This is a genomic window from Pedobacter psychroterrae (genome assembly GCF_004331695.1).
GTDB classification, from domain to species: Bacteria; Bacteroidota; Bacteroidia; order Sphingobacteriales; family Sphingobacteriaceae; genus Pedobacter; species Pedobacter psychroterrae.
On sequence record NZ_SJSL01000002.1, the window covers coordinates 47792 to 72246 of the forward strand.

Here is a 24455-nt window from a genome sequence, read left to right on the forward strand (position 1 = left end):
ATTTTTTAATTATTACTTCAACATCTCTAATAAGTCACCCTCTGAAATTAGTGGGATATTCAGTTTTTTAGCTTTATCCAGTTTAGAAGGCCCCATATTATCACCCGCCAACAGGAAGTTTAGTTTAGCCGAAATGCTGCTTAGCATTTTACCTCCGTTGCTTTCTATAAGGTCTTTTAATTCCTCCCTGCTATAGGTTTCAAAAACGCCCGAAATTACAAATGTTTTTCCAGTTAATTTATCACTTTGTAATGCAATTTCATTTTCTACTACTTCAAGCTTTAATCCGTATGATTTTAACAGGGCTATTTGCTGTAAATGCTCAGGTTTTTTAAAGTATTCAATAATACTTTCTGCAATACGCTGACCAATTTCGTTAATGCTAACCAGCTCTTCCAGTGTTGCACCGACCAGTGTTTCAATGTTTTTGGTGCCATAAGCCAGTTTTTTAGCAACAGTTTCACCAACATATCGTATTCCCAGTCCAAACAATACTTTTTCAAAAGGCATTTGTTTTGAATCTTCAATCCCTTTAAGCATATTTTCAATAGATCGTTCGCCAAAGCGCTCTAAAGTTTTTAATTGATCCGCTCTCTCATGTAAGGTGTAGAGATCACTGATATGTTTCACAAGTCCTTTCTGATAAAATGTTTCAATCGTTTCATCACCCAGGCCATCTATGTTCATGGCTTTTCTCCCAATGAAATGCTGGATTTTACCAACTATCTGAGGCGGACATGCCTCGTCATTCGGACAATAGAAAGCTACCTCACCTTCATTTCTAATCAAACCGGTGTTACATTCAGGGCATATTGAAGGATAAATGATCCGGTTGGCTCCCGGTTTGCGTTTTTTTAGATTAATATTAATTATTTTCGGAATGATCTCTCCGCCTTTTTCCACAAATACACTGTCGCCTTCATGCAGGTCTAAACGCTCAATCTCGTTCGCATTGTGCAAAGTGGCCCTTTTTACTGTAGTTCCCGCCAACTGAACGGGCTTCAAATTTGCCACAGGGGTAACAGCACCCGTTCGCCCCACCTGGTAAGTTACTTTTTCAAGAATGGTCTCTACTTCCTGGGCTTTGTATTTAAAAGAAATAGCCCATCTTGGGGACTTAGCTGTAAAGCCCAGTTCTTGCTGCTGAGCATAGCTGTTAACTTTAATGACGATGCCATCTATATCATAAGATAGATTAAAGCGCTCCTCATCCCATTTTCTAACAAAAGACAAGACATCATCTACGTTGGTGTTAAGTTCTGAATGTTCAGAAACATGAAAGCCCCATGATTTTAAAGTCTGCAGGCTTTCCCAATGAGTCTTGAAATAATTTTTATCAGTATTTAACGAATATAGGAAGCAGTCGAGCGGGCGTTTGGCTACTTCTCCTGAATCCTGCATTTTAACGGTTCCTGCTGCAAAATTTCTAGGGTTTGCATACTGTACCTCACCCAGTTCTTCACGCTCCTTATTCAGTCGTTCAAAGGCCGCACGGTGCATAAGTATTTCTCCTCTTATCTCAAAAATTGGAGGTGCCGCCAAATCCTTTAATTTATGAGGAATGTTATGTATGGTTTTAATATTGGTGGTTACATCATCTCCCTTTGTTCCATCACCTCGGGTAACCGCCTTTACAAGTTTCAGGTCTTCATAAGTGAGACTGATAGACAATCCGTCAAATTTTAATTCACATACGTATTCAAAGCGCTCTCCAATGGTTTTTTTTACTCTCTCATCAAAATCACGTAGGTCCTGCTCATTATAAGTATTTCCTAATGAAAGCATTGGCCATTTGTGCTTTACGGTAGTAAAATTTTTCGTAATGTCCCCGCCCACTTTTAATGTCGGGGAATTTGGATCTGCCAGCTCAGGATGTTCCTGTTCTAACCTGGCAAGTTCGGCTAGTTTTTTATCAAACTCAAAATCAGCAATCGTAGGCATTGCCAATACATAGTAGTTGTAACTGTGCTGATTAAGTTCCTTAACCAGATCATCCATTTTGTCTTTTATAGCAAATATTGACATAAGAGCGAAGATACAAATTGTTTTAAAGGCCTTTAGTATTTAAGTTAAACTCCATATCATTAAAAATTTCCAGGTAATTGTCAGTCATACTTTCCTTGAATACAATTAGTTGCTCAGTTAGCAGTTTTAGTTGTTGATCATTAAAAGGTTTGTTCCACAAACGCATACAAATCCTGTTCAGTGCATAAGTAATGTTTTCAATTTCAGCATAACTTAACAGATATTTGCTTGAGATGAAGTTGTCAAAAAACCTAAAAAATGCGTCGGTTTCGCCAAACATGCAGTTAGTCAGGAACTCTCTGATGACACTTCTATCTGCTTTTGAAAGCTGATCATAGAATTTATCGACGTTGACGATCTTGTTTATTGTCAGTAGATGATCCAATATGAGTTCGAGGCCGATATGCGCCAGAAAAAAAGGCTTTACCGGGCTGCTAGTTAGTATAGGCAGGATTAGTTGTTTTAGTATGCCCGTTTGCACCTTGAAAAAGTCAGATGAATGAAAGATATTATCTACCGATATATGTCGTTCCCATCCGTTAAGTATCGAATTTTGGAAGGGGTCTGTCTGAAAAAGATCTTTTGATTTTAAAGGGTATAAATTTCCATCTTTCTTTGCATTTTTGATCAGATCTGGTAAAACTATTCCTAACACCAGGTAATCATCCTCGCTATCCTTATCAAAATAAAAGTGAGATAAAAAATTCATTGCTTCAAAAGTAGCCATTTTTTGTTTGGTTTGCTCCTACCTTGCATATGGGCAGCACCATATAAAGGATCTTATGCTCAATAAGTTTAGGGTGAGTCCGCATTTTTAAGGAAAAAGGCGGACTCAATGCGGACTCACTCTTAACCCATATACAGCATGTGCTGTAGGTAACATCGTTCTATTGGTTATTCAGGTTAATAAGATACCTGTCAATTTTAACCTTTTTTCTAAATATAAGCATAATAAAGTAATTAGATATGGAATATTTGGAGATGAAGCTGGAAGGGTTTGATGCTTTTCCTATATTTGCCGCAAAAGCACATGAGTATGACCAATTTTGTTGAAGAATTACGCTGGAGGGGAATGTTGCAGGATATAATGCCTGGCACTGAAGAGAAATTGAATGAAGGAATGACCTCAGGTTATATAGGCTTTGATCCGACTGCTGACTCATTACACGTCGGTCACCTTACGCAGATCATGACACTCATTCATTTTCAGCGTGCGGGCCATAAGCCAATTGCTTTGGTTGGCGGAGCTACCGGAATGGTAGGTGATCCTTCAGGTAAATCTGCAGAAAGAAACCTGCAAACAGAGAAAATGGTTGAGCATAACCTTACAGAGCTTAAAAAACAACTTGCCAGATTTCTGAAATTTGAAGAAGCTGGGAACGGAGCGGTTATGATCAATAATGCAGATTGGTTTAAAGACATGAGCTTGTTCACTTTTATCAGAGATATAGGTAAGCACATCACTGTAAACTACATGATGGCAAAAGATAGTGTTAAAAGACGATTGGAAGGAGATTCTGGATTGTCATTTACCGAATTTTGTTATCAGTTGATACAGGGATATGACTTTTATTATTTATGGAAGCATCACAATTGCCTTGTACAAATGGGTGGTTCTGATCAGTGGGGAAATATTGTAACCGGAACAGAGTTAATACGCAGAAAAGATGCTGGAACTGCATATGCCATTACTACTCATCTGATCAAAAAATCTGATGGCACTAAATTTGGGAAAACAGAAAGCGGCGCTGTCTGGTTGGATGCAGGGAAGACTTCACCGTATAAATTCTATCAGTTCTGGTTAAACGCCTCTGATGCCGATACTAAAATGTGGATACGTATTTTTACACTCAAAACTAAAGAAGAGATAGAAGGCCTGGAAGCTGAACATGATGTGGCACCACATTTAAGAATACTCCAGAAAGCACTGGCTGAAGACATTACTGTCAGAACTCATTCGGATGCAGCCCTTGAAACTGCAATCAAGACCTCGGAATTTTTATTTGGTAACGGATCGCTTGAGTTTTTTGGTACATTAAGTGACAATCAGGTATTAGAAATCTTTGAAGGTATCCCTCAGTTTAATATCTTAAAGTCAGAACTGGAAGCAGGACTTGACGCAGCTACCCTGCTTGCAGAAAAATCTACTGTATTTGCTTCTAAAGGCGAAGCTAAGAAGCTTATTCAAGGTGGCGGAGTATCTGTTAACAAAGAAAAAATAAATGATCCTCAGGGCATTTTAAGCACAGGAAACCTTTTGAATGATAAATTTATCATCGTCCAAAAAGGTAAAAAGAATTATTTTCTGTTAATTGCCGAATAGTGATTTTTTCTTTACTTATTAAGGGAAACTTTTTCTTAGTGTTGATATTTCAGACAAAATGTATTACATTTGTGTATAATGTCTGATTGGTATGAAAAGGAAAGTTGAATCTACACAAAATTTATCTGAGCCGGCAGTTGCTTATGGTGTGGTAAATCCTGCATCTTTGTTGGGTTTATTAGGTAGTAATTATGCTACTTCTACAGATTTTGATCTTTTAAACCTTGCGCGCAAAGGTGTTTCAAAAAAGGCGCTGGTTAGTCTGGCAAAGCAAATTTCTCTTACCATACAGGAAGTTGCGGGTATTATGCATATTTCAGAGCGCACGCTACAGCGTTATACCCCCGCTACGTTAATCAAAACCGAATATGCAGAAAAAGCCATTGAGCTTGCAAAGCTTTATGAGCGTGGTACTGAAGTGTTTGGGACAATAGATAATTTTAATGACTGGATGAAAACTCCAAATTATACCTTAAATGGCGAAGCTCCTCTTAATCTTTTAGATACATCTATTGGTTTTGACTTGATCATTCAAACGCTGGGCCGCATTGAATACGGTATTTTTAGCTAATGTTACTCTATAGGATTTCGCTTTGCAAAAGAGCATCAGATCTTAGCGGCACAGGAGCAAAATTGTTTGGAGGCAGATGGAATAGCATTGGGGTTCCGATGCTATATCTGGCAAGCAGCAGGGCACTCGCAGCGCTGGAAGTTTTGGCTCATTTGACACCGATACAAGACCCTGAGGATTTTTGCATTACCGTTTTCGAGTTTCCTGAATCTAGTATAGAGGAAATAGCGAAGTATCTGCTGCCCGAAAACTGGAACAGCTATCCAGCACCATCTTCGCTTAAAAAGAAAGGAGATGCTTTTGTAAAAGCAAATACTTCCCTGTTGTTAAAAGTACCTTCTGCAATTGTTGAAGATGAATACAATTACATTGTCAATATCAATCATCCGCTTTTGAGCGAAGTAAAAATATTAGGTAGCAAGCCTTTTATTTTCGATAAGCGACTTCATTAATATATTATCATGGATACGTAACGCCTAACTGACAAGTAGATTACATCCTCTTATATCACTGTTGTCAAAGCGTCCAAGCACTTCAAAAGAGCCATCAGGATAAAGCTTGCCAAGATCCTGGGTTGCTATAAAAGAGCATGAGTTGATATTTGCCAGATCTATAATATTAATACCGCCCGTTTTGTCCAGTTCCAGTAATGTCAAAGGATCATTTGTATCACGAAGATTTATTTTCATCCATCCCGGACATTTGAAAATTCCTTCCCCATCTGAATAGGCTTGCGACAGAAGTTCAGTCATTCCATATTCACTATGGATTGCATTTACGCCAAATCCATCTTTCAGTACCTGATGAAGTTCTTCTCTAACCATCTCCTTGCGTTTGCCTTTCATACCTCCAGTTTCCATAACTATTAGCTCAGGAAAATCTATCTTATATCTTTCCACAAAATCAAGCAGGGCATACGTAACGCCCATTAAGATTGTTTTTTTTCCTTTTTCCTTTTGAAGTTGCAGTTTTTTTAAAAGATCAGCGTGGTTATTAAGATAATAGCCGCTTTCTTTATTCTTACTTTGGGATATTAATGAATCAACCATATAGATCAAAGAAGAACCGTCTCTTTCAAGATAGGAGGGGAGCAATGCTAAAAAACAGATTTCCTCTATTTGGCCATAAAAATGTTCGAATGCTGCATTAAAGCTCCTTTCATAAACAGATAGATCAGTAACAGTATGTTTACTTTGAACCATTCCGCTAGTACCTGAGCTGCTGAATACAATTTCAGCATTGTCTGCTGAACTCAAGACGTCATGAGATTTAAAGAAAGCAATAGGCAAATAGGGTATTTGTTTTACGGATGTTACACCATCAATATCAACTTTAAGATTAGAAATGTAATTTTTGTATACCTCACAGTTCCTTGCCTGATATTTAAAAACTTCAATACATATTTCTTCAAATTTCTTATCGGTGAGTGTCGAAAAAATCTGATTTACTAGGTCTTTCACGAATGCAAAAATACGGAACTCTTTTTAATTAGGAATTGGTTTTCTTAGACAGAATAGCTTTTCTGAAGTGATACCCACAAAATCCGCTGATGCCTGCACAGAATGCACCCAGTACTGCACTCAATATCAGAATGAGCATCCAGGATCTGATTCCAAACATTTCCGCCACTCTGAGCGCAAGCAGGTGATTGTTTGGTATACTTTTAAAAAGGGCCATGCCTGTCCATAATGCTAATATTGCAAAAAATGGGGACCATAGCGAAATCTTGCCTGTTTTACCAATTAATCCACATGTGGCAAAAGATATGACCACAATGATCCACCAGGGCATTACCATTTGAAGCAAGAAAGAGGCGATAATAATTACAATAAAAACCATCCTTATTATTTTTTAGATATTTTCAATTTTGAAATAATTTTTGCAGAAGCGTCATCAGGAGACTTCATAAAATATAGGTCATACAGTTCCCCTTTGGCCCACACATCAATCATGTTGTCATAAAATTTGCTTCCGGGATTTCCCGACTGGCCGCCGGGAAAGACTCCATGTCCTTTTGGGTTCTTTCCAAGTTCTACCACCATTCTCCATGAAGGTCCATTTGTTTCACTCAATGCGTTGATGGTCATTTTTCCTCCACCTATCATTAATTTTTTCGACCCGAATCCCGGTATCTTCGCAAGATGTGGCACATGGGTGCCCTTTATGTTCGCCCATTCCCATGCTTTTCCAATCGCTCCATATTTTCTTTCCAGGCTATCGCAGGTATATCCAAATGCTTCGTTCACGAGATCGTTTAAAGTTTCTTTTTGTGGTGTGTGGATATTGTCAAACCACTTAGCGTTTGGTTCTTTTAGAATAAGTTGGACAGTCCGGTCTCTTGAAGGATAGCGCATAGGTATATCGGCTATTGTAAACTCATCGTCCCAAATGTTATATCGTAATCGGCTATACCACATATCGAATATGCTGGCAGCAATTTCTTTTGCATCATAATGTTTATTCCATTTCGACACTATGCGATAGGCCTCTTTCTGAGTAGCATTTAGTTTTTCCTGATCGATCATCTGCAGCAGCGGATTAAGCACATTTTGTGCATGGATACTGTAGCTGTCCGTTTGCATCAGCCGGATGCCGTCAGCAGTTGCATTGGTCATTACACTTAACCTGTTATTGATCCGCTTGGCGCGTTCATAAGGACTGAATTCCCAATTTATATAATAAGGATAGGTGGTGTCAGTAGAAGATTGATTGGCTGAGCTTACAAAATTTCTGGGTGGGTTTTTTACCGTTGGATTTTGTGAAGCAGGTATCCAGCCCTGCCAATCGTTTTTAGGATTGCTGCCGTCCAGAATATATTTTCCCTGATCTTTCCATTTTAAAGGAAATTTTCCGTTTGCAGTTATGGCGATATCATTTTCAGCAGATGCAAAAACAAAATTCTGTGCAGGTGCAGTATAATAGGTGAGTGCCATTCTGTAATCAGCGTAATTCTTTGCCCTATTTAGCACATAAAATGTTTTTAATTCATTAGATTCTTCATGGGCAATCCATTTCAAGGCATTTCCGCTAGGTATATTGCCCGACTTAGTAAAATTATCTGGTTTTTGGGTATATACCACCGGACCCTGGTGTGTATAAAAAACAGTATCAGTCACTGTTTTCCCGCCCCTTATTTTGATCTTCTCATAACGTGGTGTTGTTTTTTTCCATTCATTGTTGTACCAGTATTCATTATGTGAGCTATCCTTAAATTTAATTTGATAAAAATCCAGGACATCTGCCGCCACATTGGTTACTCCCCATGCAATATGCTGGTTAAAACCTATTATTATTCCCGGAGCACCTGGGAGTGAAACCCCATATGCATTCAGCCCTGGGGTGTGCAGCTGTATCTGGTACCAGATAGAAGGTAACGTTAGGTCCAGATGGGGGTCATTTGCCAGAATTGGGTATCCGGATGCAGTCTTAGCACCAGATATGGCCCAGTTATTACTTCCTATGCCTTCTTCTTTTTGCTTTGTCTGAATATCAGAATTACCCAGTTCTTCTTCTGTGTCCGGTTCATAGGGGGGAATCAGCGGATTAAAATCCCATTTAGTACCTGCAGGAATAATGGGGTCTTCATTAAATGGATAGTCGGGAAACAGATCTTTTACTATTTCTTTCCCAAATTTCTTTCTGATATTGGTCATGTAAAATTCGTCAGAACCCATTGCCAGCACGGCCGACATTTGCTTTAATAGCAATGCGCATTTTATCGGTGTCCATTCTTCAGGTTCAAAATCGAGTAATTTGTATTCGATTGGTAATTTTGCTTTGCTTAAAGAACGTATGTAAGCATTGATCCCGGCTGTATAGGCATTGATCATCCGCTTTGATTCGGGATCTTTCATCATGCCCTCAAGAGATTTTTCTGCTCCATAAACCATGCCCATCCTTCTCTGATATTTATCCAGTTCAATCGCCTTTTGACCAACTACCTCACATAGACGGCCTGCGGCAAACCGTGTCTGAAAATCCATCTGCCACAAACGGTGCATTGCCGTAACATATCCCTGAGCGAAATAGACGTCGTGGTCATTTTGAGCGAAAATATGCGGAATCATTCTGTCATCAAATGAAATGTCTACCTCTTTTGTCATTCCCTTCAGGGAAATTTTCTTATTTGGTTTCAAGGAAGTGCTTTCTGCATTTTGCCAAAACCCTGTGAAGGGATTGAGAAATTTAAGAAGTGGTGGTGTGTTGCCAAATTTTGTATTGAGAGAATATGCCAGCAGGATTGGTATAATTATACAAACTGCTGCTTTTGTTTTATTTATCATAACCCATTTAATGCATTAAGTCCTGTAAACTAAAATGTTTGGTTTTCGCCTTTGCAATTTAACATAAAAGTTAAGTCAAACACAATGAAAATTAGATTTTGTAAATGAAATATTAATCAAAATAGAGTTTGGATAACTGAAAAAATGTGTTAGATTTATGATGATGTTAACCAACTATAAATCTTAATATATGAGCAAAACTTTTACAAAAGCGATCTTTACACTTCTTTTGCTATGCTTCACAGGGCTGATAGTCAGAGCACAGAGTGTACTAATTAGTGGTACTGTCAGGGACAATGCAACAAATGCGCCGATACCTGGTGTTGGGATTACAGTTAAAGGCAAAACCGCAGGTACTGCTACAGACAATAGTGGTAAATATTCTTTTACAACCACTGAAAAAGCCCCGTTCACCATTGTCATCTCCTATGTTGGTTACACATCAATAGAGAAGGAAATTACTAGAAGCATTTCTAATCTTGATTTTAGATTGGAATCAGCTACAATCCTCGGAAATGAGGTAGTAATTTCAGCATCCAGAACCCCGGAACGAATCCTTGAATCGCCAGTATCTATAGAGCGGATGGGACAGGCGGCCATCAGGGAACAGGCCGCACCTTCTTTTTATGACGCGCTGATCAATATGAAAGGCGTGGAGATAAGTACCCAAAGCCTTACCTTTAAATCGATCAATACCAGAGGGTTCAATTCTAATGGTAACGTCCGCTTTAATCAATATGTAGATGGTATGGACAATCAGGCCCCGGGACTAAACTTCTCGGTGGGCAATATAATAGGCCTTTCAGATCTCGATGTAGACAATGTCGAATTGTTGCCGGGCGCATCTTCTGCTTTATATGGTGCGGGTGGTATCAATGGTACGATGCTGATGAACTCTAAAAACCCTTTCGACTATCAAGGCGTAAGTTTCCAGTACAAAACCGGGTTGAACCACGTAAACGACAACAGTACCGGCGTTCAGCCATATAATCAGTTTGACGCCCGTTTAGCCAAATCCTGGAACAATAAATTCGGTGTCAAGGCCAGTTTTTCCTACCTGAAAGCAGAAGACTGGTATGCCAGTGATACCAGAAACTTTGACCGGAAAAATAACGTTGTGAAATCCGGTGACCGTACATCAGATCCGAACTATGACGGGATCAACGTCTACGGTGATGAGGTAAGCCAGAACATGAGGAACATCACGCAGGGAAGTATTGAGCCTGGTATCCGTCAGCGTATTCTGGCCGCTTCAGGTGGAGCGTTTGATCCGAGGGCAGCCCTGAGTAATGTGCCGGCCAATGCTACCTATCCGAGTTATTTAGCGTTCATTAGTCAAAATGTACCTGCGCCGCTGCAAGCAGCTGCGGGGCAATATCTGCCATTTTTCTATGGTCTGAGGAACCCATCCGCAATGCCAGACCAATTTATATCCAGAGATGGTTATAGTGAGGCCAACCTGGTTGACTACAATGCCAGTTCTTTGAAATTGTCCGGTGCAGCGCATTACAAATTCAACAACAACCTAGAAGCAATTGCACAGGCAAACTGGGGTACAGGTACTTCAGTATATACCGGTACGGAGCGCTACTCACTGCGCAATTTCAATATTGGACAGTACAAACTGGAACTAAAAGGTAAAGACTTCTTCCTGAGGGGTTATACTACACAGGAACGTTCTGGTGATTCTTACATCGCTGCAGTGTTAGGTCTTTCTATCAATGAGGTGTCTAGTCCCAATTCTGCTTGGTTTCCAGCTTATATCGGTAACTACGTAGGTGCGAGCGTGCAGGGCGCAAGCAGTGAGGCTGCCCATGCGGCAGGCAGAGCAGCGGCGAATGCCAGCGGAAATGGAAGGTTTGCAGCCGGCTCACCAGAGTTTAATGCCGCCAAAGAGCAGATTATGAATACCAATATCAGCTCCACCAGTATCAATGATGCAGACCCTACCAAAAGTATATATGGTGCCCGGTTTGATGATAAAACCAATTTGTACCACTACGAAGGAATGTACAATTTTACCAATTTCCTTAACAATGTAGTTGAATTGCAGGTAGGTGCTTCGTCAAGGTTATATCAATTGAGATCTAACGGAACCATCTTCGATGATCAAAACAGAGAAATCGACATCAATGAATATGGCGCTTTTGCGCAACTAGGCAAGAAGTTGTTAAATGATAAGTTGAAACTGACTTTAGCAGGCCGTTTCGACAAGAGCACCAATTTTGAAGGACGTTTTACGCCGAGGATTGCTGCGGTATTTACCGTAGCGGAAAACAACAACATCCGTGCGTCTTACCAAACCGGTTACCGTAACCCGACCACTCAAAATCAGTACATCGACCTATCGGTATTGGGTGGGCAGTCAAGACTTATCGGTGGTATTCCAGAGAGCCTAAATAAATATGACTTATATAATAACAAAGGTGTGTTAAGAAAAGATTACAATGCCTTTCTTGCATCTGCGGCATCTGGCACACCCAATCCAGCCCTGTTGGTACCTTATACCTTCGACTCCGAGGGGTTGCGCCCAGAAAGTGTTCAGTCTTTTGAATTGGGGTACAAAGGTTTGGTCAATAATAAATTGTTGATCGATGCGTATGGCTATTACAATACTTATTCTGATTTTATAACTGCAATTACCTTATTCAGACCTTCCACAGGAACTGGCAGCTATAGCATGCCGGTGAATGCACGGGGCGAAGTCAATACCTATGGCGCGGCATTGGGCGTCGATTACCTTATCGGAAAATATACGGTAACGGGTAACGTATCGTACAACCAGATTGGCGACCTTCCGGCCGACTATGATAATGATTTCAATACACCGACCGTACGTTACAACTTAGGACTTAGCAACCGGGAGATCGTGAAAAATTTCGGCTTTAATGTTCAGTATCGCTGGCAGGATGGATACAACTGGTTCTCTTCTTTTGCCGCCGGACCAATACCAGCCTTCTCTACCGTAGATGCGCAGGTGAACTTCAAGATTCCGGCTTACAAGTCGGTGATTAAAGTTGGCGGGTCCAACTTGCTCAATAGTTATTACAGCACCTCGTTTGGTAACCCTGAAGCAGGTGGTCTATATTATGTGTCGCTGACCTATAATCCATAATCTTTGACATAATAATTTTAAAGCCGTCGCGCAACATACACCGCGACGGCTTTTTTATTGAATAAAGCTTTTCTTTTAAACAATTTTTTAACACCTTAGTTGTACAAACTACACGAAGTAAGTCATGAAGCTTTTTATCGATCACGTTTTGTAATAAACTCACATATAAGAGAATTAAATGGAAGAACTACATCCTGAAGAAAACAACAATAAAGAAGAAATCGCAAAAGATATAATTTTAGAGGCCGAGGTTGATGAAACGGTTCAACATCTCAACAATCCGGTTACTGATCTTAAGCCAATCGTAAAAAAATACTTAAGCTCCGTACAAAAGGTAATTGCCGATGGCAATAAATTCTTTTTTGCGGACGGCAGTGCCAAGGTGGAGGTAAGGGTGGTAAGCGATGAAATTATCAGGGTCAGACTTGCACCACATGGTGTTTTTCTGGAGGATTTTTCTTACGCAGTCCCGGTCGTGGATCAGAAGGTTACTACATTTAAACTGGAAGAACTGCAGGATTATTATGCCGTATCTACCAATACCATAACCTGCAAGATACGGAAAAGTGATTTCTATATCTCTTTTGTCGATAACCAGAGCCAGATGGTGATGAGTGAGGATGCTGTTCCGATGCACTGGGAAGAAAATATTGAATTTGGTGGTTATTATGTTTATGCAACCAAAAAGTGTCAGGCTGAAGAAAACTTTTTTGGATTAGGGGATAAGTCGGGCAATATGAACCTGCGTGGCCGCCACTTCCAAAACTGGAATACGGATGCTTATTCGTTTGGCTGGGATCAGGATCCCTTATATCGTACCATTCCTTTCTATACAGGTGTTCACCAACAGGCAGCATATGGGATATTCTTCGACAATACCTTTCGCTCATATTTTGATTTTGCAAGGGAGGATAATGATAAGACCAGTTTCTGGGCTGATGGCGGTGAACTGCAATATTATTATATCCACGGTCCGCATATGATGGATGTGGTAAAAAGATATCAAACCCTCACAGGTACCCATCCCATGCCTCCTAAATGGGCTTTAGGCTATCACCAGTGCAGGTGGAGTTATTATCCTGAAAAGAAAGTAAAGGAAATTGCCGATGGTTTCAGATCAAGGAATATTCCTTGTGATGCGATCTACCTGGATATAGATTATATGGACGGCTACCGTTGCTTTACCTGGAACAAAAGCCATTTCCCCGATCCTAAGCGAATGATTAAGGAACTTGCTAATGATGGTTTCAAGACCGTTGTGATGATAGATCCGGGGATCAAGGTCGACGATAACTACTGGGTTTTTAAAGAAGGAAAAGAAAACAACTATTTCTGCCGCCGCAGTGATGACTACTTTATGGAAGGTCATGTATGGCCGGGAAGATGCCAGTTTCCTGACTTTACCAATCCGGCAGTAAGAGATTGGTGGGGGAATTTATACAAAGAGCTGGTTGATATAGGGGTGGCGGGCGTATGGAATGATATGAATGAACCTGCGGTATTCGGATCAGGTACTTTTCCAAATGACGTAAGGCACAATTATGACGGTTACCGTGGTTCCCATCGCAAGGCACACAATGTGTATGGCATGCAGATGGTGCGCTCTACTTACGATGGACTAAAGAAATTAATGCGCAACAAGCGTCCGTTTACCATTACCCGTGCGGGTTATTCTGGTATGCAACGTTACGGATGTGTATGGACTGGGGACAACGTGGCCACTTGGGAACACCTTAAAATAGGTAATATCCAATGTCAGCGTATGTCGATCTCCGGAGTTCCTTTCTGTGGAACAGATATAGGTGGCTTTAGCGGAGAGCCGGATGCAGAATTATTTACCAGATGGATACAGTTGGGTACATTCTCTCCGTTTATGCGTGCACACTCTGCTGGTGATACTGCCGAGAGAGAACCATGGAGTTTTGGTGAGCCATACACCAGTATCAACAGAACTTACATAGAATTACGATACCGTTTGCTTCCATATCTTTATTCCGTATTCTGGGAGCATCACCGTTACGGATTCCCGATCCTTAGGCCTTTAGTAATGCTGGATCAGGAAAACGTAAGCAATAGCTATCGTCAGGATGAATTTACTTTTGGCGATAAGATCCTGGTATGTCCGGTTCTGGAGCAAGGTGCAACTTCAAGACAAGTATACTTGCCTAAAGGTAAGTGGTATAACTTCTGGACACATGAAATACTGGACGGTGAGAGTGAACACAAAATTGCTACCCCGCTAGATCATATGCCTTTGTTTGTAAGGGCAGGATCTGTCATTCCTGAATATCCGGTAATGCAATATGTGGGTGAAAAGGATGTTGATGAAGTAAAATTGAATGTGTATTTTTCTGATTACGAGGTAAATTCATTCCTGTTCGAAGACCATGGGGATACATTTGCTTACGAACAGGACATCTATTCGGAGAAAAAATTCATCGTTAAAGGTACTTCAGCAGCGCTGACCATCGAGCAGACCAGAGATGGTTTGTATACACCCAACTATGCGTTGTATAACTACAATGTAGTTGGCCTGCCATTTAAAGTAAGTAAGATCTATGTCGACGAAAAAGAGGTGGCTGATTTTACCATTGATGAACTCGGTTGCCTGCATTTTAAGTCCAATAAAAATTTCACCACTATAAAAATAACCAACTAATGAAAGTGCTTGCATACAGCTTATTCAGTGATTTCGATATCTCATTATTTGTTTCAGGCAAGCACTTTCGGTTGTATGAGAAATTTGGTGCACATCTCATCAGCGTAAATAATACCGATGGAACTTATTTTTCCGTTTGGGCACCAAATGCGCAGGCTGTAGGTGTAATAGGAGATTTTAACCACTGGGACCGCAGTACCCACCCACTCAACAGGCGCCTAGATAGCTCCGGAATTTGGGAGGGTTTTATTCCCAATGTTGCCAAAGGGACTGTTTACAAATATTCTATCAGGGACTTCAACGGTAAGGAAATAGAAAAAGGCGATCCATATGCAAGCAGATGGGAACATCCTCCCCGAACTGCTTCAATCGTTTGGGATACTGACTATACCTGGAAGGACAAGCCCTGGCTTAAGAAACGCCCTAAATTAAACGCCCTAAATATGCCCATGTCAGTTTATGAACTGCATCTGGGCTCATGGCAGCGTGACCCGAGCGAACCTAAGCGGGTTTTGACCTATAAGGAAATTGCAGCAAGTCTGGTGCCTTATATTCTTGATATGGGCTTTACCCATGTAGAACTGATGCCCATCATGGAATATCCCTACTATCCGTCATGGGGATACCAGATCACCGGCTATTTTGCAGCCAGTTCAAGGCACGGGACTCCACAGGAACTCATGTTTCTGATCGAAGAACTACATAAGAGCAATATAGGTGTCATACTGGACTGGGTTCCCTCTCATTTTCCGGGAGATGCACATGGATTATACCATTTTGATGGTACGCACTTATATGAACATGCCGATATGCGCAAGGGATTTCATCCCGACTGGAAGTCTTATATTTTTAACTATGACCGAAATGAAGTACGCTCATTCCTGATCAGCAACGCCATGTACTGGCTGGATAAATTTCATGCCGATGGCCTCAGGGTGGATGCCGTAGCATCCATGCTCTATTTTGACTTCTCCAGAAAAGCAGAAGAAGCGGCTACTAATGAGTATGGCGGAAGCGAAAACCTGGGTGCTATCTTGTTTCTCAAAGATCTTAACGAAGCTATTTATGGCAATTTTGAGGGAGTACAGACCATTGCAGAAGAAAGTAGCACCTATCCAGGCGTTACCAATCCGGTGTATGCAGGGGGACTGGGCTTTGGGATGAAGTGGATGATGGGATGGATGAACGATACATTAAAGTATTTTAAAAACGACCCGATCAATAGAAAGCACCATCACCATCAGCTTACCTTCAGTGTCACTTATGCATTCAGTGAAAACTTTATGCTGCCGTTTTCTCATGACGAGGTAGTACATGGAAAGTCTTCCATGATCTATAAGATGCCTGGGGATGAATGGCAGAAATTTGCGAACCTTCGTGTGCTGTATGCCTATATGTTTACCCAGCCCGGTACTAAGCTGTTATTTATGGGAAATGAATTTGCGCAGACACATGAGTGGGACTTTAAAAACTCGCTCGACTGGCACCTGTTGCAGCATCCCCCGCATCTGGGTATGCAAAAAACCGTGAGGGCGATGAATCAGTTGTACACTTCTGAACCAGCTTTATATGAACATAGTTTCTCGCATGAGGGTTTTGAATGGATCACGGCCGACGATGCTGATCAGTCAGTATTTATCTATATCCGAAAGGGTAAAAAGGCAAAGGACACTTTGGTTGTGATCTTAAACCTTACACCTGTGTACAGGCAAAATTACCGGTTTGGCCTGCCTATTAAATCAAACTGGAAAGAGATCTTTAATACGGATGCGACAGAGTTTTTTGGTAGCGGCAAGTTAAATTTAAACACGCTAAAGCCTGAGAAGCAAGAATGTAACGGCCGGGAATACTCTACCTTAATAGATATTCCGCCTTTAGGCGCAATCGTCTTAAAACAAACCAAATAGTAAATGAGATAAACGCTGCAAGGCCAATGTACAACAGGTAAGCGATCATTGGGCTTGCAGCGGGTTTGAGTATCAGTTTCTGGTCATGGCCCATAAAGATCAGTGCATCCCAATAATAGGGCAGATACTCCTGTTCGCCATTTCTGGTGCCGTTCAGCCAGTTCATTTTAGCCAGATGCAGGGCATTGCTACCCGTATTCCCATTTAGAATATTATGGTATACATCGGCAGTAATACGCGCTGCTGCATCATCGTTTACATTCCAGAGTCCTGCTATAGTGGACTGAGCACCAATGGCTGCAAAACCCCTGCTAAGGCTAATGATACCCTCTCCTTTAGCCATCATCCCATCAGCAGTCTGACATGCACTGAGCACCACCAATGATGGTGCGTTCTTCCTTGCTGATAACTCAAACAGAAATACATCGTTGTCATTAAAGGCCAGGGTAGGTTCTTTCTGTACGCCCGACAGATAGGAGTGTGTGCTGATGTGCAGTACCGAGGCATTGTCAAATGCATTCAAAAAATCCTTAATGCCTGCTGCTTCATCCATCAGAAAACTGCCGGATACAATCTTTTTAATTGATGAGGCTTCTTTGGCTACCGCGGGGATGAACTGCTTATCACTGTTTTGATGGGTAATGAAGAGTCCTGCGAATCGGTGTCCGGCATTTTGTCTTACCTGCGATTGGTTTATCAGAGTTTGAATAGAAAAGGCATAAGAGATGCTGGCCATTTTTATCAGGTAGGGCCATTGAGAGATTGCAGTGCTGTATTTTTTTTCAGTAATCAGTCCATCAAAAGACAAGTTGCCCAATACTTCATCGGTTATGATGATCACCTGCTCATTGTTGTCAATTCCCAGTTCAGACAGTAATGTTTGGTAGATGTGATGAGAGGCTTCATAAAAGACTTTAGGGTTGTTCATCATTGCAGCAGGGCCGTCGTGGTAATATATCCTCACAAAATCTGCGATTTCCTGTTTTATGCTGCCCGCATTGGTAATTCTTTTAATGTGTCTGATCCTTTGGTTTTTTACCTCCAGGACATATATATTTTTTTGCCCTACAAAAAACTGTACTACTCGGCTCTTGCGCGGTATTTTATTCAGCAGGCCTGCTACAGTTAATTTGGCCGATCTGCCGGCTTTTGTTATAGAAGGATATTTTTCTCTCAATACCTTTTCCAGGTTTTCCAATCTGAACTTTAGCACTTCATTGTTCTTATTGAGCGTTTCCCTTTCCAATTGCTTTCTTGGTTCTCTATGCTCCCCATGCGCCCCTGAATGCTGTTGCATGAGTTCCTTTTCATTATAAGCAATTGCCCTTTCCAAGCCTTGCTTGCTTGCAAATAAAGTATCTTCCGTTTGCAGTGTAAGCTGCTGCTGGTTATTTCTGATCGATTCCAGTAATGTCCGGGCTTTACCCTGCTCCATGATATCCAGGATGGTCAGGGCATATTGATACTGACCAGTCTTTTCAAGCAGGTTGTATGCGATCCCAATTGCTTGCTCTGCCTTTTCTTTGGTTTCTGCCTGAAAGCGTTGCTTTGTCCTCACATCTGCCAGTTCAAATCTGACCTTATCAGCGGCGAGTAGTGACAATTCAATGTTTTCCAGCGCCGCTTTCTGGTTGCCGGTCTGCAGGGCAGCTAGCCCTTTCTGATAAAATACATCTATCAGGCGATTGTCACCAAAGATTTGATCCCGCACCAGGCGGCCATTTCCTGTTAGTCCTAAAACATGGAGTGTCTGGTTAAAATACCTTTCTGCTTCAGCAGATTTGTTTTGTTTTAGCTTTACATTGCCTAGCTGGGTGGTGGCATAGGCTTGCTCCCGGCGTCTGTTGCCATTATAGTATCGATCATTAATCACTAGTGCCTGATGATAAAATTCCTGAGCAACAATAAAATTGCCTTTAAGCAATGCAATGTCTCCTGCAGTAATATAACTGCTCAGCAGCCAATAGGCCGTTTCAAAATCAGGCTTGCGCTTCTTTTGCTGCTGTATGTTCTCAGTTATTGTCTGCTCTGCCAGCTTGATATTCCCGTTGTCTTTATAGATATCAGCCAATGTGTTTTTTAGCAATATTTCAGTCTCTGATCCGTCCACCAGTCTTTCCAGACCAGATTTTACACACCTTTCCGCATTCTTATAATCACCAAGTGAGCGATAGGAAATGGCCATATTGTTGTACGTAGCAGCAGCCAGTTGGCGGTCATTTTCTTTCAGCGCATATTCCAGCGTCTGTTTTTGTATAAATAACGCCCTTTCATAATCCCCCAGCCGCGTGTAATTGTTGGCCCAGGGTTTAAATATATATTCGGCTATACCGGCAACATTCAGTTTATTCTCTGTGAAATAATTGTACGAATGTTCATAATAGTTGATGGATTCAAGTATGTTGCCAGTGTAAAGCAGGTTGTACGCCTGATTGCTCAGCAATATCAGCCAGGCTTCTTTTTCTGCTGTACGCTTTGGTTTCCTCCAGATTTCTTTTTGCGTACGCATCAGAAAAGACAGGCTCTGCGCCGGATTATGGTAACTGTGATCTATCCTAAGGTAAAGCCATTCGGTCAGGTCATCTTCCTTTTTAAAAGAATCAAGCTTTTTATCTAGTCCGGTATAAGGCTGTACAGTCTGTGCCACAGCGGTGCTGATGCCGCTGTCTGCGATAATCATTAAGATCAGTAAGCTACACCACCTGGCAATATACATGGACACTTTTTAGCTAAATTACTTCTTTTAGTCATACTTTGGTCGACTAACATCGTAATTATGCTAAAACTTCCAGGTAGCATAGGTGATTATCCTGTTGCCCTTGTCCTGCAGGGTATACAGGTATCTAAAGCCAAGGGATGGGCCTACATGTACCTTTCCTAGCTGCAAATCTGCAAACATGGTATTTTGAAAATCATTAAAACTACGCTTTACCTTATCATAGCTCTCAGCCATTATCTTCATTGTACCCGGAGATTTGACCGATTCAAAAAAGCCTTGCCGCGATGGGAGCGACTGCTTGTCGAGGGTAAATGAAACAAGAGAACCCACACCTACGCCAATAAACTTGTTGAAGTTCCTTCTCAGTTGGAGCGGCACAATGTTTATAGTAACTACCTTTATTACTGCTGTACTGTCTATATAATTGAGTCTGAATTCTTCTTTCCGTCCATCTGCATTGTCCAGTGCCACAATTCTTCCATTGCCCGGAGTTCTTTCTATCAGGTATTCTTTTTCGGCATAGGTGCTCATGTAAAGCTCTGCCTGCAGAAAATAGCGGTGAGGAGCATAGGGTGCTATACTGGCTCCAAAGTAAAGGTTCTTTTGCCCGGTATATGGCGTGCCGCCATTTTCAAATGGAAAGCCGTAACCCGCGATAATTCCCGGCGACAAACCCATCTTATACTTAGCTACCGACCTGTTGGTATAGATTGGTTCGTTCTTATCAAATACAATAGCTGCACCGCTTTTAAAAGGCAGCTTCTTTGGCTTGTCCTTAAATCCGATCTCATATTCAATATAGCCCATGGTGGAGTCAGCATCTTTCACTCCTTTCTGCTGCATACCAGGAAGGTAGATATTCTGAAATACGAAATGTATACTGTCTGTACCCCGTATTGTATCCAAACTACTTTGATTTGCATAAGCCGAATCGGCCATCACCAGTTTAGGTTTGGAGTCGAGGATTTTAATACTGCCCATATCCAATACTTCTGCTATTGCCACGCCCACACTTACCTTTTTTGCCGGGCCTTTACCCGTATTTTGAAACCGAACTTTATAAGTCAGCTTCTTTTTTTTGCCTGTAAAGCGGAAATTCATCCGGCTGTTTTTTAGCATCATTTTATTAGGGTCATGCGAGGCAACAATCTGCAGTTCTACTGTAAATGATTCAGTAGCCGCCAGCGGATCATCGGGAACAAATATACCTGTCAGTTTTACCACCGCATTGGTGTCTTTGATCATTTCAGGTGTGGTTTTAAACTGCATAAACATAAACCGTTCTTCTCCAGCTTTCAGGTTCTCAAACTTCCAGCTTTCTCCGGTTTTAAAAGCAGCCATCTTTTCTTCGATCATAGCTGTAGCTACCGGATCCAGAACAGTAGTGCTGGCTTTAAGGTCATTTGGGCCTGCTACATATCCATAGAACGGCTCATTTCTAGCAGTGGTTTTCAAGGCGGCAAAAGTTCCTGTCTTTTCAAATGCCGTCTTTTTCTCCCCATGATACAACCGTGTTTCCTCCAATACGAAATTATCCTTCGTAAATTCCTTATCGTTGTACAAAATGGATAGGGTACCGTTCAAATTGGCAAGGCCGTTTTCCCGCTTATTTTGATATCCAAATACCAGCATCATCTCTTCGCCGGGCTTGGGCATGCAATTGGTCTTCATTTCAATAGCACCTCCAGATTTAAAAAATGCAGGATCAGCGTCCATTCCTGCTGCACCTGCAGGATTATTGGAAGCCAGAACTGGTCTGCTGCTGCCTGGTTTCAAAGGCTTTGGACGGGTAGGAGGACGCTTGCCGTCATCATAACTGTTGGTCGCAAACAAGCGGACATTGTAAACCAAAGCGTCTGGAAATATATGCTGCGGCTCTTTATCAAAAGAAAACCGGCCATCGCCAAATTCCCAGAAGTAAGTGTAAAAAGGTTCAGGCGCACCTGCGATCTGCCTGAGAGGCCGCAGGACCGAACTAAACTTAACTATCCCGTTTGTCTCAGTATAGTTGATAATTGCCGGAACAGTATCTGTTGCGACAATCAGGCCTGGCGCAGGTTTGTCTTTTGCAGGTACAGCCTGTGCCTTCGCTGGCAGTCCATACAATACAAATAAACTGCCTGTCAAAGCAGGAAGGAGGATACGTAGCCGTTTTCTCATATTCTTAATAAAAATAACAATAAACCCGATATAATTTAATAGAAACAAAAAAAGGATAAAGCCCTTGTAGGGGCCCTATCCAATTTGTATTCATAAGCAGAGGTTAATAATTGTCAAGGCTATTGATGGCGGCCTGAACAGCGGCTTCAGTAGTTTCGCTCAAAGTAAGCGTGACATTTTGATTGGCGCTGATGGTGATTTCCTGTGCGGCATAATAGAATCTGCCATCTTTGATAGAGAAGGAAAGCATACGGCCTTCTGATCCGATCGGCATCATATTGTCATAGCTTTTTACTTTGCCGGTACCATCAGGAGTATACAATTGTGCAGCTACGTTGCTTCCTTTGGCACAGAAGAATACAAATGTCTCACCGGAGAAGCCTCTGAAGCTTGCAAAAGTACCTGGATTATTTGCTACGTCTACAGTAACTGTAGTTTTAGGATTGGAATAGTTGTAGAATACATCACAATTGATCCAGCCAAGGTTGCCAAAATCAAAGGTAAAAGCGGCATTTGTTACGCTTGCTTCTCTCTGGCCCACTCCATTTGCAGGTTTTGGTGCTTGCCATCCCATTTGGTTATTGCCGGCCGCTACCAGTGGGTTGTTATTCTGGTCTACACCCACCCATAGCTGGGTAACACCTTCTCTTTTAGCAGGTATAGATACTTTAACAGGCACAGCAAGGTTCTGGTCTACGCTAGCCCCGTTTGATTTTACATCTATAAAGATAAATCCATCAGATGCAAGCGGCGCACCCGATGCGTGATTGGTATTGGCACCGCTAAACAGCACAGCACTTCTTTTCAAAACTTCATAAACTTCTACCGTTACGTTTCCAGTTACCGCTACACCACTTTTGGTAAGAGAGCCTGCCGGGAAAGTTATTTTCGTGCCATCCAGAAAGCTTAATGTTTGCGGTAATATTGAAGCGTTGATCTCACGGATTTGTTTTTGTGCGCCAAATTTGGAAGTAAATTCTTTTGCTGCGCTCACCGTATGGTCTTTTACGGGATTTTCTCTTTTACAAGCAATGCTCAATGAAGCGATTGCGATTAATAATGCTGATTTTAAGTTTAATGTTTTCATGATTTCTAATTTTTAAGTTTTTTAATCTGTTTGCTAATTTTCTAAAATCTAATTTTTGATGATTTGAATAGATATCAGTGGCATTGCAGTTTTGTTACCCCCTCTTTCGAAAAAAAAATTACAACCCTATTAAAAGAAGTTTTAAATTAGGCCACGTATCCATTTTACTAATCTGCCAATGGCCAAGAACATACATCCAGACCAGCGCTATATTATCGGACTGATAAATAATGATACTGCTATCATCAATGATATTTATAAGCGCTGTGCAGGCAAGGTCAGGTCATGGATCACATTCAACAATGGAAGTGATGACGATGCTGCCGATATTTTTCAGGAGTCGCTGATGGATATTTACAGGCAGGCAAAATACAAGTCGCTGGAGCTGACCTGTCCATTTGAACCTTACATCTTATTGATATGCAAGCGCAAATGGCTCAATGCTATTAAAAAAAGATCAGTTTTACCGGTAACAAATAGTGAGGAAGATTTATTACTAATCGGAGAAGATACTTTTGCAAATGCAGATTATCTGGAAAGCCAGGAACAGCAGTCTAAACTATTTTACGAAGCTTTCGAAAAACTGGGCGATCGTTGTAAGGAGATCATATCATGGAGCATGAAAGGCGAAGCACAGGAAAAAGTAGCTGAAGCCCTGGGCGTTACTTATGGTTACCTGCGCAAAAAGAAATCTGAATGTATGGCTTCTCTGGTAAAAATTGTTCAATCTACTAAAACCGAATTCTAATGCTGAACGAAGATAGACTATTGGCCGTTGCCCGCTACCTGGAAGGGGATATGGAGCCACAAGAAAGACAGGATTTTGAAACACTACTACAAGAGGATGCAGAACTGCGGGAAATGCAGGCCAGTTACAAAGATATTCACCAGACCCTTAAAATGAAAATAGCACCAACAGTCGAAGACCTGCAACTGCAAAGTACATTGTCTGCGTTGAATGAGCAATATTTCAAAGCTTCATCCGCAGAAGGAGAAGACCATCCGTTACCGAAACCTGCCGATGAGGTTAAAGTAGCCAAAGTTGTGTCAATGAAACCATATCTTAAATGGGCCACTATAGCTGCGGTACTAATTATTGGCCTTTTTGTCTGGGCGCCATGGTCTTCCGGTCTGTATAATCAGTATAGTTTTAGTAAACAAATGTCGGTAGCAGAACGTGGAGCGGACCAGCAAAACCCAATGGCTAAAGCCGCTGCGCTTTACAACAAAGGAGATTATGCCGAAGCCAGAAAGATTTTGCAACAGGAATATATGATGAGTCCCCAGAACCCCTTACTTGCCTATTACTTTGCTATCACGTTGATAGAAACCGGTCAGGAATATGAAGCCAGAACGGTATTGATTAATTTACACAATGGTGAATCAGTTTTTAAATATGATGCAGCTTTTTATGTGGCACTTAGCTTTGTAAAGCAAGATGATAAGGAGCAGGCTGTAGCATGGTTGTTGAAGATTCCAACGGAGAATGTTAACTATGAAAAAGCACAATCATTAATACAAAAATTGAAGTAGAAAATGATCATATAAGACATCTAGGTTGATACTTACAATCAGGTAGCAAAGTATTTGATATCTCAGTATCAGA

General features: G+C 41.3%; 16 protein-coding genes. 8 read left to right on the top strand and 8 right to left on the bottom strand.

The genetic code is table 11. The features are described from left to right. Window positions 1-12: 12 nt before the first annotated feature. Together ligA and EZ437_RS08575 are read right to left on the bottom strand one after the other, a co-directional pair. Window positions 13-2025, bottom strand: a complete 2013-nt coding sequence (ligA, locus tag EZ437_RS08570) for an NAD-dependent DNA ligase LigA (protein ID WP_131595315.1) — start codon at window positions 2023-2025, stop codon at window positions 13-15. Between the two features lie 22 nt (window positions 2026-2047). Next, complete coding sequence (locus EZ437_RS08575) at window positions 2048-2752, bottom strand: ACP phosphodiesterase (protein WP_225869533.1); 705 nt, start codon at window positions 2750-2752, stop codon at window positions 2048-2050. 309 nt (window positions 2753-3061) lie between these two features. Here EZ437_RS08575 and tyrS point away from each other — a divergent pair, with 309 nt between their 5' ends. The 3 genes from tyrS to EZ437_RS08590 all read left to right on the top strand — a co-directional run bounded on the left by tyrS (window position 3062) and on the right by EZ437_RS08590 (window position 5371). Next, complete coding sequence (gene tyrS / locus EZ437_RS08580; protein WP_131595317.1) at window positions 3062-4348, top strand: tyrosine--tRNA ligase; 1287 nt, start codon at window positions 3062-3064, stop codon at window positions 4346-4348. 91 nt (window positions 4349-4439) lie between these two features. Beyond that, window positions 4440-4919, top strand: coding sequence for a type II RES/Xre toxin-antitoxin system antitoxin (gene parS, locus EZ437_RS08585; protein WP_225869534.1), 480 nt, complete (start codon window positions 4440-4442; stop codon window positions 4917-4919). After that, a complete protein-coding gene (locus tag EZ437_RS08590) occupies window positions 4919-5371 on the top strand; it encodes an RES family NAD+ phosphorylase (protein WP_131595321.1) in 453 nt (150 codons plus the stop codon). Before parS ends, EZ437_RS08590 begins: the two co-directional genes overlap by 1 nt. A 24-nt stretch (window positions 5372-5395) precedes the next feature. Here EZ437_RS08590 and EZ437_RS08595 read toward each other — a convergent pair whose 3' ends face one another. From EZ437_RS08595 to EZ437_RS08605, 3 genes are read right to left on the bottom strand one after another with little or no spacing between them, the layout of a single operon-like run. Beyond that, a complete protein-coding gene (locus EZ437_RS08595) occupies window positions 5396-6379 on the bottom strand; it encodes a LuxE/PaaK family acyltransferase (protein WP_131595323.1) in 984 nt (327 codons plus the stop codon). A gap of 28 nt (window positions 6380-6407) precedes the next feature. Then, window positions 6408-6758, bottom strand: a complete 351-nt coding sequence (locus tag EZ437_RS08600; protein ID WP_131595325.1) for a hypothetical protein — start codon at window positions 6756-6758, stop codon at window positions 6408-6410. Between the two features lie 5 nt (window positions 6759-6763). Next, window positions 6764-9202, bottom strand: coding sequence for a penicillin acylase family protein (locus tag EZ437_RS08605; RefSeq protein WP_131595327.1), 2439 nt, complete (start codon window positions 9200-9202; stop codon window positions 6764-6766). Between the two features lie 190 nt (window positions 9203-9392). On the opposite strand from EZ437_RS08605, the gene EZ437_RS08610 reads away from it, so the two are divergent. The 3 genes from EZ437_RS08610 to glgB all read left to right on the top strand — a co-directional run bounded on the left by EZ437_RS08610 (window position 9393) and on the right by glgB (window position 16883). Further along, window positions 9393-12317: a TonB-dependent receptor gene (locus EZ437_RS08610; protein ID WP_131595329.1), complete on the top strand. Its 2925-nt coding sequence runs from the start codon at window positions 9393-9395 to the stop codon at window positions 12315-12317. A 178-nt stretch (window positions 12318-12495) separates the two neighbouring features. Further along, the gene (locus EZ437_RS08615; RefSeq protein WP_131595331.1) at window positions 12496-14976 is read left to right on the top strand and encodes a glycoside hydrolase family 31 protein; all 2481 of its coding nucleotides are present in this window, start codon (window positions 12496-12498) and stop codon (window positions 14974-14976) included. Next, complete coding sequence (gene glgB, locus EZ437_RS08620) at window positions 14976-16883, top strand: 1,4-alpha-glucan branching protein GlgB (RefSeq protein WP_131595333.1); 1908 nt, start codon at window positions 14976-14978, stop codon at window positions 16881-16883. Before EZ437_RS08615 ends, glgB begins: the two co-directional genes overlap by 1 nt. On the opposite strand, the gene EZ437_RS08625 is transcribed toward glgB, so the two are convergent. The 3 genes from EZ437_RS08625 to EZ437_RS08635 all read right to left on the bottom strand — a co-directional run bounded on the left by EZ437_RS08625 (window position 16828) and on the right by EZ437_RS08635 (window position 22849). Then, window positions 16828-19563: a CHAT domain-containing protein gene (locus EZ437_RS08625; protein WP_165500373.1), complete on the bottom strand. Its 2736-nt coding sequence runs from the start codon at window positions 19561-19563 to the stop codon at window positions 16828-16830. The genes glgB and EZ437_RS08625 overlap by 56 nt on opposite strands. Before the next feature lie 99 nt (window positions 19564-19662). Beyond that, window positions 19663-21762, bottom strand: a complete 2100-nt coding sequence (locus EZ437_RS08630; protein ID WP_131595337.1) for a DUF7849 domain-containing protein — start codon at window positions 21760-21762, stop codon at window positions 19663-19665. A gap of 103 nt (window positions 21763-21865) precedes the next feature. Beyond that, window positions 21866-22849, bottom strand: a complete 984-nt coding sequence (locus EZ437_RS08635; protein WP_131595338.1) for a hypothetical protein — start codon at window positions 22847-22849, stop codon at window positions 21866-21868. Between the two features lie 178 nt (window positions 22850-23027). On the opposite strand from EZ437_RS08635, the gene EZ437_RS08640 reads away from it, so the two are divergent. After that, the gene (locus EZ437_RS08640; RefSeq protein WP_131595339.1) at window positions 23028-23597 is read left to right on the top strand and encodes an RNA polymerase sigma factor; all 570 of its coding nucleotides are present in this window, start codon (window positions 23028-23030) and stop codon (window positions 23595-23597) included. Continuing rightward, a complete protein-coding gene (locus tag EZ437_RS08645) occupies window positions 23597-24382 on the top strand; it encodes a tetratricopeptide repeat protein (RefSeq protein ID WP_131595340.1) in 786 nt (261 codons plus the stop codon). Before EZ437_RS08640 ends, EZ437_RS08645 begins: the two co-directional genes overlap by 1 nt. The last annotated feature ends 73 nt before the right edge of the window (window positions 24383-24455 follow it).